The sequence below is a fragment of the Oceanococcus atlanticus genome, assembly GCF_002088235.1.
Taxonomy (GTDB): domain Bacteria; phylum Pseudomonadota; class Gammaproteobacteria; order Nevskiales; family Oceanococcaceae; genus Oceanococcus; species Oceanococcus atlanticus.
The window spans coordinates 706,310-721,025 of sequence record NZ_AQQV01000001.1 but is presented as its reverse complement, the minus strand read 5'-3'; the positions used below and the strand labels follow the sequence as shown (position 1 = coordinate 721,025).

Below are 14,716 nucleotides of genomic sequence, written 5' to 3'. Positions count from 1 at the left end.
GCGATCCCATTCGGGTGCCACGCCCGGAACACACTATTTCGCGCTCGCGTCTCAGTCGTGCGGCGCTGCAGACCTTGTATGGGCTCAAAGACGCCGGCTATCAGGCTTTGCTGGTAGGTGGTGGCGTGCGCGATCTGCTCGTGGGGCTGAATCCCAAAGACTTTGATATCGCGACGGATGCACGCCCCGAGGAAGTGCAGGAGACGTTTCGGCGTTGCCGGCTGATCGGGCGGCGCTTCCGCCTCGCGCATGTGCGCTTTGGCGGTGAGATCATCGAGGTTGCGACCTTTCGCGCCGCGCCGCGAAGTCCCGATGAGGGTGATGCCGACGACGCGGAGGTGGACCCTGCTGTGTTGGCCGATGACGATGAGTCAGATGCCGACGAGGCCGCCCACATGCTCGACGATAGCGGGCGAATTTTGCGAGACAACGTCTACGGTTCGATGGAACAGGATGCGTTTCGTCGCGACTTCACCATCAACGCCCTGTATTACGACATTCGCGATTTTGCGGTGGTCGATTATGTGGGCGGCATGCAGGATTTGTCCGAGCGCCGCGTACGCCTGATCGGCGATCCGGTGACCCGCTACCGGGAAGACCCGGTGCGCATGCTGCGCGCCGTACGCTTTGCCAGCAAGCTGGATTTCACCATCGATGAGTCCGCAGCAGAGCCGATCCCGGCGTTGACCGGCTTGCTGACAGATGTGCCGCCCGCGCGTCTGTTCGACGAGGTGCTGAAACTGTTTCTGTCGGAAAAAGCGGAAAGCAATTTCGACGGTTTAATGCATTTCGGCCTTTTCGATGTGCTGTTTCCCGAGGTTGCCCGGGCCATGCACGAAGACCAAAGTGGTCGGGTTGAAGCGCTTATTCGTCTGGCCCTGCGCAGCACCGCGCAGCGCATATCTGACGATAAGCCGGTTACCCCGGCATTTGTATTCGCCGCCATGCTGTGGGCGCCGGCGCAGGCGGCTGCCGCGGCCTTGCGCGAACAGGGTGTGCCGCCATCGCCTGCCTTGGCGCAGGGCGCCAGTGAGGTGATCGGTCAGCAGTGCCGCACGGTGGCCATACCGCGGCGCTTTTCCGGCATGCAGGGCGATATCTGGCATCTGCAGGTTCGCTTCGAGTTCCGGCGTGGCAAACGACCATTCCGGTTGCTGGAAAACAAGCGTTTTCGCGCGGCCTATGATTTCCTGGCTCTGCGTGCACAGGCCGGGGAGGTCGACCAAGAACTGGTCGATTGGTGGACACAGTTCCAGGATGTCAGCCACGAAGAGCGCAAGCAGATGTCGGAGGCAGCGCCTGGTGGACCAGGTGGCGCAGGCTCTGGTCGACGTCGCCGTCGCCGCAAACGCCGCTGACATGCGAGCCCGAATCGCCTGGGTTGGCTTGGGCAGCAACCTCGGTGATTCCGCTGCGTTGTTGCGTTCTGCCGCATGTGCGTTGCATCAGTTGCCGAAGTCCCGGCTTGTCGCGCTATCGGCCTTCTACCGAACGCCGGCACTGACCGCGGATCCGCAAGACGCGCCGCAGCCAGACTATTGCAATGCCGTTGCTGCGGTGCAGACCGCGCTTGCTGCCGAGCCCCTGCTCGATGCCTTGCTGGCGATTGAGCGTGAGCATGGTCGGATACGTCAGGTCGGGGTGCGCTGGCAGGCGCGCGTGCTCGACCTGGATTTACTGTGCCTGGACGCGCAGATTATTGAACAGCCGGGGCTGAGCGTGCCGCATCCGCAGTTGCAGCGGCGCATGTTCGTGCTTCAGCCTTGGCACGATATCGGTGCCGCCGTAATGATTCCGGGGCAGGGACGTGTGGCCACGTGTCGCCGTGCGTTGCGGGTGCCAGCACCACCGTTGTGGGCATCGCAGGCATGACAATCCGGCGCTCAACATCAGTATGATAGGCGCCCCTCACGGAGACTCCTATGTATCCCTCCACATCTGACGACAGCATCCGACCGCTGACCTTGCAGGACTTCGCCAAAATGCGCGAAGAGGGCGAAAAAATCGCCTGCCTGACCGCGTACGACGCCAGTTTCGCCAAGCTGGAGGACACCGCCGGCGTTGAATTGGTGCTGGTTGGTGATTCGCTGGGCATGGTGATCCACGGACAGCCGAGCACGGTTGCCGTCACCATCGACGACATCGTCTATCACACGCGTGCCACGGCGCATGGTTTGCAGCGTGGTTTTCTCGTCGCTGACATGCCCTTCCTGAGCTTCTCCACCACGGATGAAGCGATTTTCAACGCGCGCCGCTTGATGCAGGAAGGCTTTGCCAAGATGGTCAAGCTGGAAGGCGGTGCGGTGCAGGCTGAGATCGTGCGTTTCCTGACCGATCGCGGCGTGCCGGTATGTGGGCATCTGGGCCTGCGTCCGCAGCTGATCCACAAGCTCGGCGGCTTCAAGGTGCAGGGCCGTGATGAGGCCGTGGCGGCTGAGATGATTGAGGATGCCCGCGTGCTGGAAGAGGCGGGGGCCGACATGCTGCTGCTGGAATGCGTGCCCAACACACTGGCCAAAACCATCACCGAGGCCGCCGGCGTGCCGGTCATCGGTATCGGCGCCGGTGCGCATGTGGATGGGCAGATTTTGGTGCTTCACGATATTTTGGGCGTCAGTCGTGGTCGTCGTCCGCGTTTCGTGCGTGATTTTCTGGCCGAGGCCGGTGATGTCGAAGGCGCCATTCGTGAATACGTTAAAGCTGTGAAATCAGGGGCTTATCCCGATGTCGAGCACACCTTCGGCGGCTGATTCCAGCGCCGTGCGCGTGGTTCATCGCATTGATGAGCTGCGTCGCTGCATTCAAGGCTGGCGTCAGGCTGGCCAACGCATCAGCTATGTGCCGACCATGGGCAGCCTGCACGCCGGGCATTTGTCGCTGGTTGAGGCGGCCCGCGCGCATGGCGACCGTGTGGTGGTGAGTATCTTCGTCAATCCGCTGCAGTTTTCAGCAGGTGAGGATCTGGACAAGTATCCACGCACACTGGAGGCCGATTGCGCCAAGCTGGCGAGTTGCGGTGTCGATCTGGTGTTTGCGCCAGAAGAAGCGGAGGTTTACCCATACGGTCGGGCCAATCTCACCCAGGTGGCTGTGCCTGGGTTGTCGAGCTTGCTTTGCGGCGAATACCGGGCCGGGCACTTTGAAGGCGTGACCACGGTGGTCAGCCTGCTGTTCAACCTGGTTCAACCGGATTGTGCGGTGTTTGGGCTCAAAGATTACCAACAGCTCACGATTATCCGGCGCATGGTCCGTGACTTGCACGTGCCGGTCGAGATTGTCGGTATGCCGACCCTGCGAGAACCCGGCGGTCTGGCGATGAGTTCGCGCAATATCTACTTGAGTGCGGATGAGCGCGCGCAGGCCGAAGTGATTTACGCCAGTTTGTGCGAGGCCGCAGATGCGCTGCGCGCGGGGCACCGCGATATCGCAGCGTTGGAGGCGCGCGGGTGTCATCGCATCGACCAGGCTGGGTTGAAAACGCAATTTTTCCAGGTGCGTCAGGCTGATTTGGAAGCACCGGATGACGCGACGCAGCAATTTGTGGTGCTGGCAGCGGCAAAGCTGGGCGGCACCCGTCTGATCGACAATGTTACTGTTGACCTGAATTTGGCTTGATAGGCTTGGCAAGGGCCGTTAAACTCGCCGGTTCGTTTCGCGCCCCTGGCGCATATGATGTGACATAAGTCACTGAATTTAAAGAATTTTAGAGGTTCGTCATGCAAGTCACCTTGTTGAAAGCCAAACTCCATCGCGCCTGTGTGACTCACGCAGAACTGGATTACGAAGGTTCCTGCGCGATTGATGGTGATCTGCTCGATGCGGCCGGCATTCGCGAATACGAGCAAATCCAGATCTACAACCTGGGCAACGGCGAGCGTTTCGAAACCTATGCGATTCGTGCTGAAGCCGGTTCGCGCATCATCTCGGTCAACGGTGCTGCGGCGCATAAGGCACGCGTGGGTGATCGTGTGATCATCTGCGCCTACGTGGGCATGAGTAATGCCGAGGCCGAGGTGCATAAGCCCAAGCTGGTTTATCTCGACGAAACCAACCACGTCACGCACACGCGCAACACGATTCCGGTTCAAGCTGCCTGATCCGCGTACGGCGCGGTTGATCGATCGATCATGTTGCATGTCGGCAACACGCCGACGACGCAGGTTCTGCGTGAGCACGCTGCGCGCTGGGAAAAGCTTCATTTAGGCCAGGTCATTGATGGCGACGCCGAGGCGCGCGCCCAGTTGACCCTGAGTGCCGGGCCGCTGCAGCTGGATTTTTCACGCCAGCGCCTGGATGCAGCGGTTGTCTCCGATCTTGTGGCTCTGGCCGAGGTCTGCGAACTGCCGCAGGCCATGGCGGCCATGTGCCGCGGCGATGAACTCAATGCCAGCGAAGGGCGTGCTGTCCTGCACGCGGCCTTGCGCAGTGCGTGTTGCGGTGATGCGGTGCGCGAGCAGGTGCAGGCCGAGCAGCAACGCATGCGTCGGCTGGTCGAGGATGTTCAGACCGGGCGTCTGAGCAATGTGCAAGGCCAGGTCTACACGGATGTCATCAACATCGGGATCGGTGGTTCGGATCTGGGGCCGCGTTTGGTGGTCAATGCCCTGAGCGGCTTGCAGCCAGCCCAGGACGGCCTGCGCGCCCATTTTCTGGGCAATCCGGATGCGGCCGATCTGAATGTTCGGCTGCGCGACCTGGATCCGCGTCGTTGTCTGTGTGTGATCGCCTCAAAATCCTTTACCACGCTGGAAACCCAACTGGTTGCACGCCATGTGCGCAGCTGGTTGACCGCCGGTGGTGGTGATGTGGCGCGGCAGTGTCTGGCGGTGACCGCCGCGCCGGACAAGGCGGCCGAATTCGGTATTGCCGCGGCGCAAACCTATGCCATGTGGGACTGGGTTGGTGGCCGCTTCTCGCTGTGGTCCAGCGTGGGGCTGTCCGCTGCGCTGGCGCTAGGCTGGGCTCGCTTTGAGCAGCTACTGGCGGGGGCGGCAAGCATGGATGAGCACTTCTTCAGCACGCCGCTGGATGCCAATCTGCCGGTGATCTGGGGGCTGATTGGCATCTGGAATCGCAATTTTCTCCGCGCCAGCAGCCAGGTCACGGCGGTTTACAGCGAACGTCTGGCCGATCTGCCGAACTGGCTGCAGCAGCTGGAGATGGAGAGCAACGGGAAATCCGTAGGTCGCGATGGCAAACCTTTGCCGCACCCGACCAGTCCGGTGCAATGGGGCGGGGTGGGTACATCGGTGCAGCACGCGTTTTTTCAGATGTTGCACCAGGGCAGCGAAGCCCATCCGGTGGATTTCATACTGCCGCGCGAGGTGCCGGGAGGCGAGGCGCACATGCAGGGCCAGCTGCTTGGCAATGCACTGGCCCAGGCTGCGGCGCTGAGCCATGGGCGCGAGGGCGTGGCCGGTGGCTACGAGGGCGCACATGCGGCCTGGCGTCAGTTCGAAGGCAATCGGCCCTCCAGTCTGATCTGGCTGGAGACGCTGGATGCATACGCACTGGGTGCTCTGCTGGCCGCGTACGAGCATCGCTGCTTCGTGCAGGGCTGGCTGTGGGGGCTGAACAGTTTTGATCAGTTCGGGGTTGAGTTGGGTAAGGTGCTGGCTCGCGCGATAGATGCCGCGCTCAGTGACACGAGCCAGAGCTGGCCCGACCCATTGCTGGCCAGGCAGGCGCAAGCGCTCAAGTCCTGAGCGACGGCGCCTCAGTGCGCTCCTGGTTGGGTCAGGCGTTCAAGTGCCCAGCTCACGTGCTCGCGCACGATGTCCGATGGATGCTCACGCCGCGTGTTTAGCGCGTCAATCGCTTCGCGTGTCGGCGGGCCATTGCCCAGCGCCACGGCCAGGTTGCGCAGCCAGCTGATGTAGCCGGCGCGTCGCAGTGGCATGCCTTCGGTGTTGCGCAAAAAGGTCTCCTCCGTCCACCCGAACAGTGCGATCAGATCCACATCGTCAAGGCCGTGGCGGACCGCGAAATCAGGATCTACCGCGGTTTGCGCGTGGCGGTTCCAGGGGCACACCAGCTGACAGTCGTCACAACCGAAGATGCGATTGCCGATGGCCTCGCGCATGTTTTCGGGGATGGCGCCTTTGAGCTCGATGGTCAGGTAGGAGATGCAGCGGCGTGCATCCAGCTGGCCTTGTGGCAGGATGGCGCCGGTCGGGCAGGCGCGGATGCAGGCTTGGCAGGCGCCGCAACCGTTGTCCACAGCTGCGGCCTGACTGGCGGGCAGGGCCAGGTCGGTGAACAGCTCGCCAAGAAAGAAGTACGAGCCCTGGTCCTTATCGATCAGCAGCGTGTTTTTGCCGATCCAGCCCAGGCTGGCATCGCGGGCCAGGGCTTTTTCCAGAACCGGGGCGCTGTCGGCGAAGGCGCGAAAGCCGAACGGTCCGATCTGTTGCTGCAGGCGTCGGGCCAGCTGGCGCAGGCGCCCGCGGACGGTCTTATGGTAGTCGCGGCCAAGGGCGTAGCGACTGATGTAGGCCTTGTGCGGGCTGCGCAGGATTTCGCGTGCCGGGGCGGCTTGTGGCCAGTAGGGCATGCGCACGCTGATCACGCTCAGCGTTTCGGGTACCAGTGCGGCTGGATTTCGGCGCATTTCGGCGTTGCGTGCCAGATAGTCCATCTCGCCGTGCAAGCCCTCATCAAGCCAGCGCTGCATCAGCTGCTCGTCCTTCTCAAGATCAGCCCGACTCACCGCCAGGCCGGAAAATCCCAGTTCGCCTGCCCATTGGCTGAGCGCGTGAAGGATATGCGCGGGGTCGGGTGTGGAGGAGGTACTCATTCGGGCGGTTCTATGACGCACGCGTCTGGACGATAATGGGCGGATGGATATGGGCTTGCCACTGTACAGCGCGCAACAGGTTCGAAACCTGGATGCCAGCGCCATCCGCGATTGTGCCATTGACGGCTATGAACTGATGCAACGTGCCGCCGCCAGTGCCTGGCTGCGGCTGCGACAGCACTGGCCCCAGGTGCGCACGCTGGGTGTGCTGGTGGGGCCGGGCAACAATGGTGGTGATGCGCTGGAGCTGGCCCGGCTGGCCGCAGGCGCGGGCTGTGCCGTGCGGGTCTGGTTGCTGGCCGACCCGGCGCGCTTCAGGGCGGAGGCCCAGAGCGCCTGGCTGAGCTTTTCGGATGCCGATATCGGCTTGCAGACCGGGCCTCTGGATGAAGGGCTGGCTGATTGCGATGTGATTGTTGACGGTCTGCTGGGCACTGGGCTGTCACGCACGGTGGGTGCAGCGTTCGCCGAGGCCATTTCGTGCATCAATGCCAGTGACAAGCCGGTTCTGGCTCTAGATGTGCCGTCGGGTATCCACGCCGACAGTGGTGCGGTGATGGGGCTGGCGGTGCGCGCGGATGTGACCGAGAGCTTCATCGGGCGCAAGCAGGGCTTGTACACCGGCGATGCCAAGGATTACGCCGGCCAGATTTATTTTTCGGCGCTGGATGTGCCGCCCCATGTGACGGCGCAGGAGAAGCCGTCAGCCTGTCTGATGCCGGCGCACGCCCCGCTGGCATGGATGCCGCCGCGTCAGCGCAACAGCCACAAAGGCCATCACGGTCATGTTCTGGCCGTGGGCGGGGCGCCGGGTTACAGCGGAGCCATCCGTCTGTGCGCCGGGGCCGCGCTGCGCAGTGGGGCTGGTCTGGTCAGCGTGCTGACTCACCCGCAGTGTCGTGTCGAGGTGGCCGGCTATCAGCCCGAGTTGATGGTGCGTGCAGCTGAAGATAAAGACCTGCAGGCCTTCGATGTGCTGGCCGAGCGTGCCACGGTGGTGGCGATCGGGCCAGGGCTGGATACCCAGGTCTGGGGGCGCACGTGGCTGGAGCGGGCGTGCGCGTTCGATGGCGTTGTGGTGCTGGATGCGGACGCGCTGAATCTGATGGATCTGACGCAGCGCTGGCCGTCACGTTGTGTGATCACCCCGCATCCGGGGGAGGCTGCCCGCTTGCTCGGGATAAGCAGTGCGCAGGTGCAGGCAGACCGCTTTAGCGCAGCCCGTCAGCTGGCCGAGGCCAGCGGCGCGGTGACGGTGCTCAAGGGAGCCGGCACCCTGATTGCGGGGCCGCAAGGCGAGATGCTGGTGTGCGAGCAGGGCAATCCGGGTATGGCCTGTGGCGGCATGGGCGACGTGCTTACCGGAGCCCTGGCCGGCTTGCTTGCGCAGGCGCCGGATCAGCCGCTGCTGCAAACCGTTGGAGCGGCGGTGGTGGCGCATGCCCGCGCCGGCGATCGGGTGGCCCGGCGAATCGGTATGCGCGGGATGCTGCCGAGCGACGTGCTCGCCACCTTGCCCGAGGTGTTGAACCCGTGATCGCGCACAGCTGGTTTCTGGCCGATCCGGCGACCACCGATCGCTGGGCCGAAGGGTTGGCGGCGGTGCTGCCGTCGAATTTTTTCTACATTGCGCTGCAGGGCAGTCTGGGGGCAGGCAAGACGCACACGGTTCGGGCCCTGCTGCGGGCCTTGGGCGAGCAGGGCGCGGTGCGCAGTCCGACCTACACCCTGCTGGAGGACTACGCATTGCCCAACCATCGGGTGGTGCACATGGACCTTTACCGCCTGGGTGATGCGCAGGAGCTGGAGTATCTCGGTATCCGAGATCTGCTGGCTGAGCCGTTGACGCTGATTACCGAATGGCCGCAGCGCGGCGAGGGGGCTTTGCCGCCAGCGGATCTGCACATTGCACTGAGCATCGAGCCTGAGGGTGGCCGGTCAGCCACGGTGACGGCTTACAGCGCGTCGGCAGTGGATGTGCTGGAAAAGTGGCGGGCGAATTCATCATTCTGATCACCCGATTGCGCGCAGTCATTCAGGTGCTACATAAATAATCATTTATAGACTGCTAATAACAAAAGAAAAATTCTTGCATTCTTTGGTGTTCCCGCGTTAACTTAATTTCGGGATGTCACCCGCAGCGTGTTTTGCGGGCGGCTGGAGATGGAGTTCCGCAGTGCCCGGCAGGGTGGATAGGCGGGGGAAACGACATGCAATTCGGACTCAAAAGCAGTCTCGCTGTCGCCTTATGGTTGATCAGCGGGGCCGCAGCGGCGGTTTCGATCACCGAGGTGCGCGTCTGGGATGAGCCAGAGCAGACACGTGTGGTGCTCGATATCTCCGATGCGGTCAAACACAGCAGCTTTGCGCTGGACAACCCGAACCGCGCGGTGGTGGATATTCGCGGGATTCGCAATCTGCCGTCGCTCAAGCCGGAGCAGGCCGGCGTGGTCAAGGCGATTCGTTTCGGTGAGCGTGGCGATGCGCTGCGCATGGTGCTCGACCTCAATGAAACCTCGCAGCCGCGCAGCTACCTGCTCGCGCCCTCAGGGGATTTTGGCTATCGCCTGGTGGTTGAGCTACCGCATGCCCTGCGCAATCCACGCAAGGTTGTGTCGCTGACGCAAAAGAACATAGTCGTAGCGATAGATCCGGGGCACGGTGGTGAGGATCCCGGGGCGATCGGCCCCAGCGGGGTGCGTGAAAAAACGGTGGCGCTGCAGATTGCCCAGCGTCTGAAGCGCCTGATTGACGCCGAGCCGGGCATGCAGGCCATATTGACGCGCGAAGGCGACTACTTTGTCGCGCTGGGCAAGCGTCGCGAGATCGCTCAGCGGCAGCGTGCGGATCTGTTTGTGTCCATTCACGCCGATGCATTCCGCGACCGGCGGGTGCATGGTTCTTCGGTGTACATCCTGTCTCAGGGCGGCGCGAGTTCCGAGCATGCGCGCGTATTGGCCAGCCGTGAGAACGCGGCCGACTTGGTTGGTGGTATCGAAATCCAGGACAAGGACGACATGCTGGCGTCGGTGTTGCTGGATATCTCGCAAAGCGCGGCCATCGAAGCCAGTCTGGATTTGGGGCACCGTATGCTGGGTCAGCTCGGAGGTTTGGGAAAGCTGCACAAACGCACGGTTCAGCGCGCCGGTTTTGCCGTGCTTAAGGCGCCGGATGTGCCATCAATCCTGATCGAAACGGCGTTTATCTCAAACCCCAATGAAGAAACGCGCCTGCGCAATCCCAACCAGCAGGAAAAGCTGGCTCGCAGCATGCGGGACGGCATCATGAGTTACTTCGAGACGTATCGTCCGCAACGGGTGGTGGCTCAGGCCCAGCCGTGAGGCAGGGCGGCGCGCCCGGTTAGCTTTGCGGGCGCGCTAGAATGAGGGTTTTGCGCGTCTTCGCATCGTCAGTGGCCTGATCTGCGGCCTGACGCTCGCGGCTGGGCGCGCCGCTGCGCTAACCGGATACTGCTTTGCCCATACAACAGCTGCCATCGCACCTGATCAACCAGATTGCGGCCGGTGAGGTCGTCGAGCGTCCGGCCTCGGTGCTCAAGGAATTGCTGGAAAATGCCATCGATTCGGGAGCGCAGCGCATCCACATTGATTTGCTGGCTGGTGGCATGCAGCGGGTTGAGGTGGTGGATGATGGCTGCGGTATCCCGGTGGCGGAAATGCCGCTGGCGCTGACCCGCCACGCGACCTCAAAAATCCGCCAGCTGGATGATCTGGAAGCGCTCGCCAGTCTGGGTTTTCGTGGTGAGGCCTTGCCCAGTATCGCGGCGGTGGCTGATGTCGAACTGGCATCGCGGGTTGCGGGTGAAGATCACGGCTGGCTGCTCTCGCTCAAGCCGGGCGAGCCGATGCCCGAGGCGCGCCCGCAGCCCATGCCGGTGGGCACCCGGGTGACCGTCGACAACCTGTTTCATCAGGTTCCGGCGCGGCGTCGTTTTCTGCGCACCGAACGCACCGAATTCGGGCATCTGGATACGCTGGCCCGGCGCCTGGCCCTGAGTGTGCCGCAGCGCGGCATGCGTTTGACCCACAATGGGCGCGAGCAGTGGCACGCTCCGGCGGCACATGACCAGCGCAGCGAAGAAGCACGTATTGCACAGCTTGTTGGTGAGGACTTCATCGAACACGCGGTGCATATCGACTACCAAGCGCAGGGCATCTCGCTGCATGGCTGGATTGCTCGGCCGGCATTCTCCCGCGCTCAGGGCGACCTGCAGCACACCTTTATCAATGGTCGCTATATTCGTGACCGCCTGCTGATCAGCGCGCTCAAGGCTGCCTACGCCGATGTGCTGCATTACAGCCGTCATCCGGCCTATCTGCTGTTTCTGAGCATGGATCCCGGCAGCCTTGATGTGAACGTGCATCCGACCAAGCAGGAGGTACGCTTTCGGGATTCGCGCCGGGTTTTCGATACCCTGCGTCGCAGCGTGCAGGAAGCCATTGCGGCGCCGCTGGCCGGGTATACGCCTGCCGCGCCTGCGGCAACGCCTGATACATCGCCGGCATCGGCAGCCGCAACGCCGCCGGATCGCGCGGGGTATGCCGCTGCAGCGCCGGATGCGCCTGCTGCATGGCGTGTGGCCGAGTCCGGCGTGCGCCTGCAGGGCGACAGCGCCCGCGCACTGTATGCCGACGCGGCTGTACCTGCTGCGGTGCAACCCCAGCAGCTGGCCATGGGTGAGCGCGACGGGGTGGATGCAACGCCGCCGCTGGGTTTTGCGCTGGCCCAGATTCACGGGGTGTACATCCTCAGTCAGACCGAAAAAGGCGCGGTGCTGGTCGATATGCATGCGGCTCATGAGCGCATCGTGCTGGAGGATCTGAAAAAGCGACTGCATGGTCAGCGCCAGCCCAGTCAGCCCTTGCTGGTGCCGCAAACGCTGGAGGTCTCGGTTGCTGCGGCTGATCGGGCCGAGGACGCCATGCCGATGCTTGAAACCATGGGGCTGGAGCTGCGTCGCGCATCCGATACCCAGCTGGAGATTCGCGCCGTACCGTCTTTGCTGGCTGACTTCGATGCGGTCGCACTGGTGCGTGATCTGGTCAGCGATCTGGGCCACGCCGATGCGGTCGATCTGCATCGCGTGGAGTTCGCGATCGACCGCGTGCTCGGCAACATGGCTTGCAAATCCGGTTCGGTCAAAGCCGGACGCAAGCTGGATCGGGCGGAAATGAACGCGTTGCTGCGCAAGATTGAAAGCACTCCGCGATCGGGGCAGTGCAATCACGGTCGCCCGACCTGGGTCGAGCTCAGCATGGACGCGCTGGACCGGCTGTTTTTGCGCGGCCGATGAGCGCGCGCGCAGTTTTCATTCTGGGGCCGACGGCCAGCGGAAAATCTTCGCTGGCGCTGGATCTGGCAGCGCACTGGCCGGTGGAAATCATCACCATGGATTCGGCCCAGATCTACCGAGGCATGGACATCGGCACGGCCAAGCCGGATATGCAGCAGCAGGCCATGTGCCCGCATCACCTGCTGGATATCCGTGATCCGGCCGAGCGTTACTCGGCGGCAGAGTTCGCTGCGGATGCGGCGCGCCTGATCGATGAGATCGCGGGGCGTGGCGCGCTGCCGGTGGTGGTTGGGGGCACCTTTTTATACATGCGCGCGCTGCTTGAGGGCCTGCATGACATGCCGGCTGCGGATCATCAGCTGCGCGAAGATATTGAAAGCGAAGCCGCCAAACACGGCTGGCCGGCCTTGCACCGCGAACTGGTCGAGCGCGACCCGCAGGCGGCCGCGCTGATTCACCCCAATGACGCGCAGCGCATTCAGCGCGCCCTGGAGCTGGCACGTGGCAGTGGCGCCAACCGCAGCGCGCTGTGGCAGGCGCCGCGGCAGCCGGTGTGGGCCGGACGGGCCCTGAAGTTGGCGCTGGTTCCGGCGACGCGCGATAGCCTGCGCGAGGAGATTGCGGTGCGCTTCAAGCAGATGATGGCGCAGGGATTTCTTGAAGAGGTACGGCTTTTGCGTGCCCGCAATGACCTTGATTTGTCGTTGCCTTCGATGCGCAGCGTGGGTTATCGCCAGCTTTGGCAACACCTGGACGGTGAACTTGCGCTGGAAGATGCGGTCAATCGAGGCATCATCGCCACACGTCAGTACGCCAAACGCCAGATCACCTGGTTGCGGCGAGAGCGGCGCTTGGTGGTACTTCCACATTTACCGGACCTGCGTGCCGCGGCTGCTCGGCGTGCGGTTGAAGCATTTCTCGCCCAGCGGGCGACGTGATATTCTTCGCCGCCGCGTGTCATCACGTGCCATCCGCACTGTCCATCAAGAGACAGACAGGAGTTTCAAATGTCCAAAGGGCAAACCCTACAAGAACCCTTCCTTAACCAGCTCCGCAAGGAACGCATTCCGGTGGCGATTTATCTCGTCAACGGCATCAAGCTGCAAGGTCAGATCGAGTCTTTCGATCAATTCGTCGTCCTGCTCAAGAATGCTGTGAGCCAGATGGTTTACAAGCACGCCATTTCGACCATCGTACCGACGCGTCCGGTGCGCATTGATTCCGATGCGCCGGCTGAGGACGACGCCGCGGAAGCAGCTGCCTAATTGTTTGACCGTCCCGAGGGTGGTAACCGCGCCCTCCTCGTAGCCCTGGAAATGCCCGGCGCAGGCGGTGAGCCTGCGCGCGAGGAATTCCGTCGTCTGGCCGCCTCAACCGGTGCCGAGATTGTCGGTTTCGTCGGAGGCAGCCGGCGTCTGCCGGATCCCCGCTATTTCGTGGGTGGCGGTAAGGCTGAAGAGATCGCAGAGCAAGTCACGGTCTGCGATGCAGACATCGTGATTTTCAATCATGGTTTGAGCCCCGCCCAGGAGCGTAATCTGGAAGCGGTGGTCAAGGCGCGCGTGCTTGATCGTGCCGGGATGATTCTGGATATCTTCGCGCGGCGTGCACGCACCCATGAGGGCAAACTCCAGGTCGAACTGGCTCAGCTCAATCATCTGGTCACGCGGCTGGTCCGCGGCTGGTCTCACCTGGAACGGCAAAAAGGCGGGATTGGCCTGCGCGGCCCCGGTGAATCCCAGCTCGAGATGGACCGGCGCATGATTCACGATCGTATGCGCCAGGTGCGCCGGCGTATCGAGCAGGTGCGGCGCAGCCGTGCGCTCAATCGTCAGCGTCGCAGCCGTCGCGATATTCCGCTGGTTTCACTGGTGGGCTACACCAATGCGGGTAAGTCCACCCTGTTTGAAACCCTGACCGGCAACGCCACCTATGTGGCCGACCAGCTGTTTGCAACCCTGGATACCACGCTGCGGCAGCTGCCATTGCCGCCGCATGAGGCAGTCATCCTGGCGGATACAGTGGGTTTTGTGCGCGACCTGCCTCACACGCTGGTGACCGCTTTCCGGGCTACGCTGGAAGAAACCGCGTCGGCCACATTGCTGTTGCATGTCCAGGATGCCGCCGATGAAGAGCGGGATGTGCAGTGTGAGGCGGTAGAGTCGGTGCTCGAGGATATCGATGCCGATGAAGTGCCGCGCCTGGATGTTTACAACAAGATCGATAGTCTGGAGGATACCCAGCCGCGCCTTGATCGTGACGAACATGGGCGGCCGGTCAGGGTATGGGTCTCTGCGGCCACTGGTGCAGGCCTTGATTTGCTGCGCCAGGCGATCGGTGAGCGGTTATACGCCCAGGTGCGCCATTGGCGGGTGCGTCTGCCCGCAGACCAAGGTCGTCTTCGGGCGGAGCTTTTTCGTCTCGAAGCTGTCATTGACGAGGCGTTTGATGATGATGGCAGCGCCCAGTTGCACATTCGTATGGAAGAAGCGCAGTTAACACGTCTGATCGAACTCGCCGGGCTTGATCAAACCGTGGCTGAAGCCGTGGCGGATGGAGATATTTCTTAGCCCAGCCGATAATATGCGGCTGACACACGCGACAAA

14 protein-coding genes are annotated in these 14,716 nt (G+C 62.7%); 13 read left to right on the top strand and 1 reads right to left on the bottom strand.

Translation table 11 applies throughout. The features are described from left to right. The first annotated feature begins 14 nt into the window (after positions 1 to 14). From pcnB to pgi, 6 genes are all read left to right on the top strand, one after another. Complete coding sequence (gene pcnB / locus ATO7_RS03400) at positions 15 to 1,358, top strand: polynucleotide adenylyltransferase PcnB (protein WP_240499415.1); 1,344 nt, start codon at positions 15 to 17, stop codon at positions 1,356 to 1,358. A gap of 1 nt (position 1,359) precedes the next feature. Next, positions 1,360 to 1,872 (top strand): 2-amino-4-hydroxy-6-hydroxymethyldihydropteridine diphosphokinase, encoded by a 513-nt coding sequence (gene folK, locus ATO7_RS03395; protein WP_083560993.1) that lies wholly within the window; start codon positions 1,360 to 1,362, stop codon positions 1,870 to 1,872. A gap of 50 nt (positions 1,873 to 1,922) precedes the next feature. Beyond that, the gene (panB, locus tag ATO7_RS03390; RefSeq protein ID WP_083559516.1) at positions 1,923 to 2,750 is read left to right on the top strand and encodes a 3-methyl-2-oxobutanoate hydroxymethyltransferase; all 828 of its coding nucleotides are present in this window, start codon (positions 1,923 to 1,925) and stop codon (positions 2,748 to 2,750) included. Next, positions 2,725 to 3,615, top strand: coding sequence for a pantoate--beta-alanine ligase (panC, locus tag ATO7_RS03385; RefSeq protein WP_146680124.1), 891 nt, complete (start codon positions 2,725 to 2,727; stop codon positions 3,613 to 3,615). The genes panB and panC overlap by 26 nt, the downstream gene beginning before the upstream one ends. Before the next feature lie 101 nt (positions 3,616 to 3,716). Then, positions 3,717 to 4,097, top strand: coding sequence for an aspartate 1-decarboxylase (panD, locus tag ATO7_RS03380; protein ID WP_083559514.1), 381 nt, complete (start codon positions 3,717 to 3,719; stop codon positions 4,095 to 4,097). Between the two features lie 30 nt (positions 4,098 to 4,127). Further along, entirely contained in the window at positions 4,128 to 5,705 is a 1,578-nt protein-coding gene (gene pgi / locus ATO7_RS03375) for a glucose-6-phosphate isomerase (protein ID WP_083559511.1), read from the top strand. Positions 5,706 to 5,716: 11 nt separating this feature from the next. On the opposite strand, the gene queG is transcribed toward pgi, so the two are convergent. After that, a complete protein-coding gene (gene queG / locus ATO7_RS03370; RefSeq protein ID WP_083559509.1) occupies positions 5,717 to 6,796 on the bottom strand; it encodes a tRNA epoxyqueuosine(34) reductase QueG in 1,080 nt (359 codons plus the stop codon). Positions 6,797 to 6,845: 49 nt separating this feature from the next. Between queG and ATO7_RS03365 the strand changes: the two genes are divergently transcribed. The 7 genes from ATO7_RS03365 to hflX all read left to right on the top strand — a co-directional run bounded on the left by ATO7_RS03365 (position 6,846) and on the right by hflX (position 14,680). Then, entirely contained in the window at positions 6,846 to 8,333 is a 1,488-nt protein-coding gene (locus ATO7_RS03365) for an NAD(P)H-hydrate dehydratase (protein WP_240499414.1), read from the top strand. Further along, on the top strand, positions 8,330 to 8,809 hold the full coding sequence (tsaE, locus tag ATO7_RS03360; RefSeq protein WP_169712857.1) for a tRNA (adenosine(37)-N6)-threonylcarbamoyltransferase complex ATPase subunit type 1 TsaE: 480 nt from the start codon (positions 8,330 to 8,332) through the stop codon (positions 8,807 to 8,809). The genes ATO7_RS03365 and tsaE overlap by 4 nt, the downstream gene beginning before the upstream one ends. A gap of 197 nt (positions 8,810 to 9,006) precedes the next feature. Further along, entirely contained in the window at positions 9,007 to 10,137 is a 1,131-nt protein-coding gene (locus ATO7_RS03355; protein WP_083559505.1) for an N-acetylmuramoyl-L-alanine amidase, read from the top strand. Positions 10,138 to 10,271: 134 nt separating this feature from the next. Beyond that, a complete protein-coding gene (gene mutL / locus ATO7_RS03350) occupies positions 10,272 to 12,110 on the top strand; it encodes a DNA mismatch repair endonuclease MutL (RefSeq protein WP_083559503.1) in 1,839 nt (612 codons plus the stop codon). Continuing rightward, positions 12,107 to 13,048: a tRNA (adenosine(37)-N6)-dimethylallyltransferase MiaA gene (gene miaA / locus ATO7_RS03345; protein ID WP_083559500.1), complete on the top strand. Its 942-nt coding sequence runs from the start codon at positions 12,107 to 12,109 to the stop codon at positions 13,046 to 13,048. Before mutL ends, miaA begins: the two co-directional genes overlap by 4 nt. 69 nt (positions 13,049 to 13,117) lie before the next feature. Next, positions 13,118 to 13,375, top strand: coding sequence for an RNA chaperone Hfq (gene hfq, locus ATO7_RS03340; RefSeq protein WP_083559498.1), 258 nt, complete (start codon positions 13,118 to 13,120; stop codon positions 13,373 to 13,375). Further along, positions 13,376 to 14,680: a ribosome rescue GTPase HflX gene (gene hflX, locus ATO7_RS03335; protein ID WP_083559496.1), complete on the top strand. Its 1,305-nt coding sequence runs from the start codon at positions 13,376 to 13,378 to the stop codon at positions 14,678 to 14,680. The last annotated feature ends 36 nt before the right edge of the window (positions 14,681 to 14,716 follow it).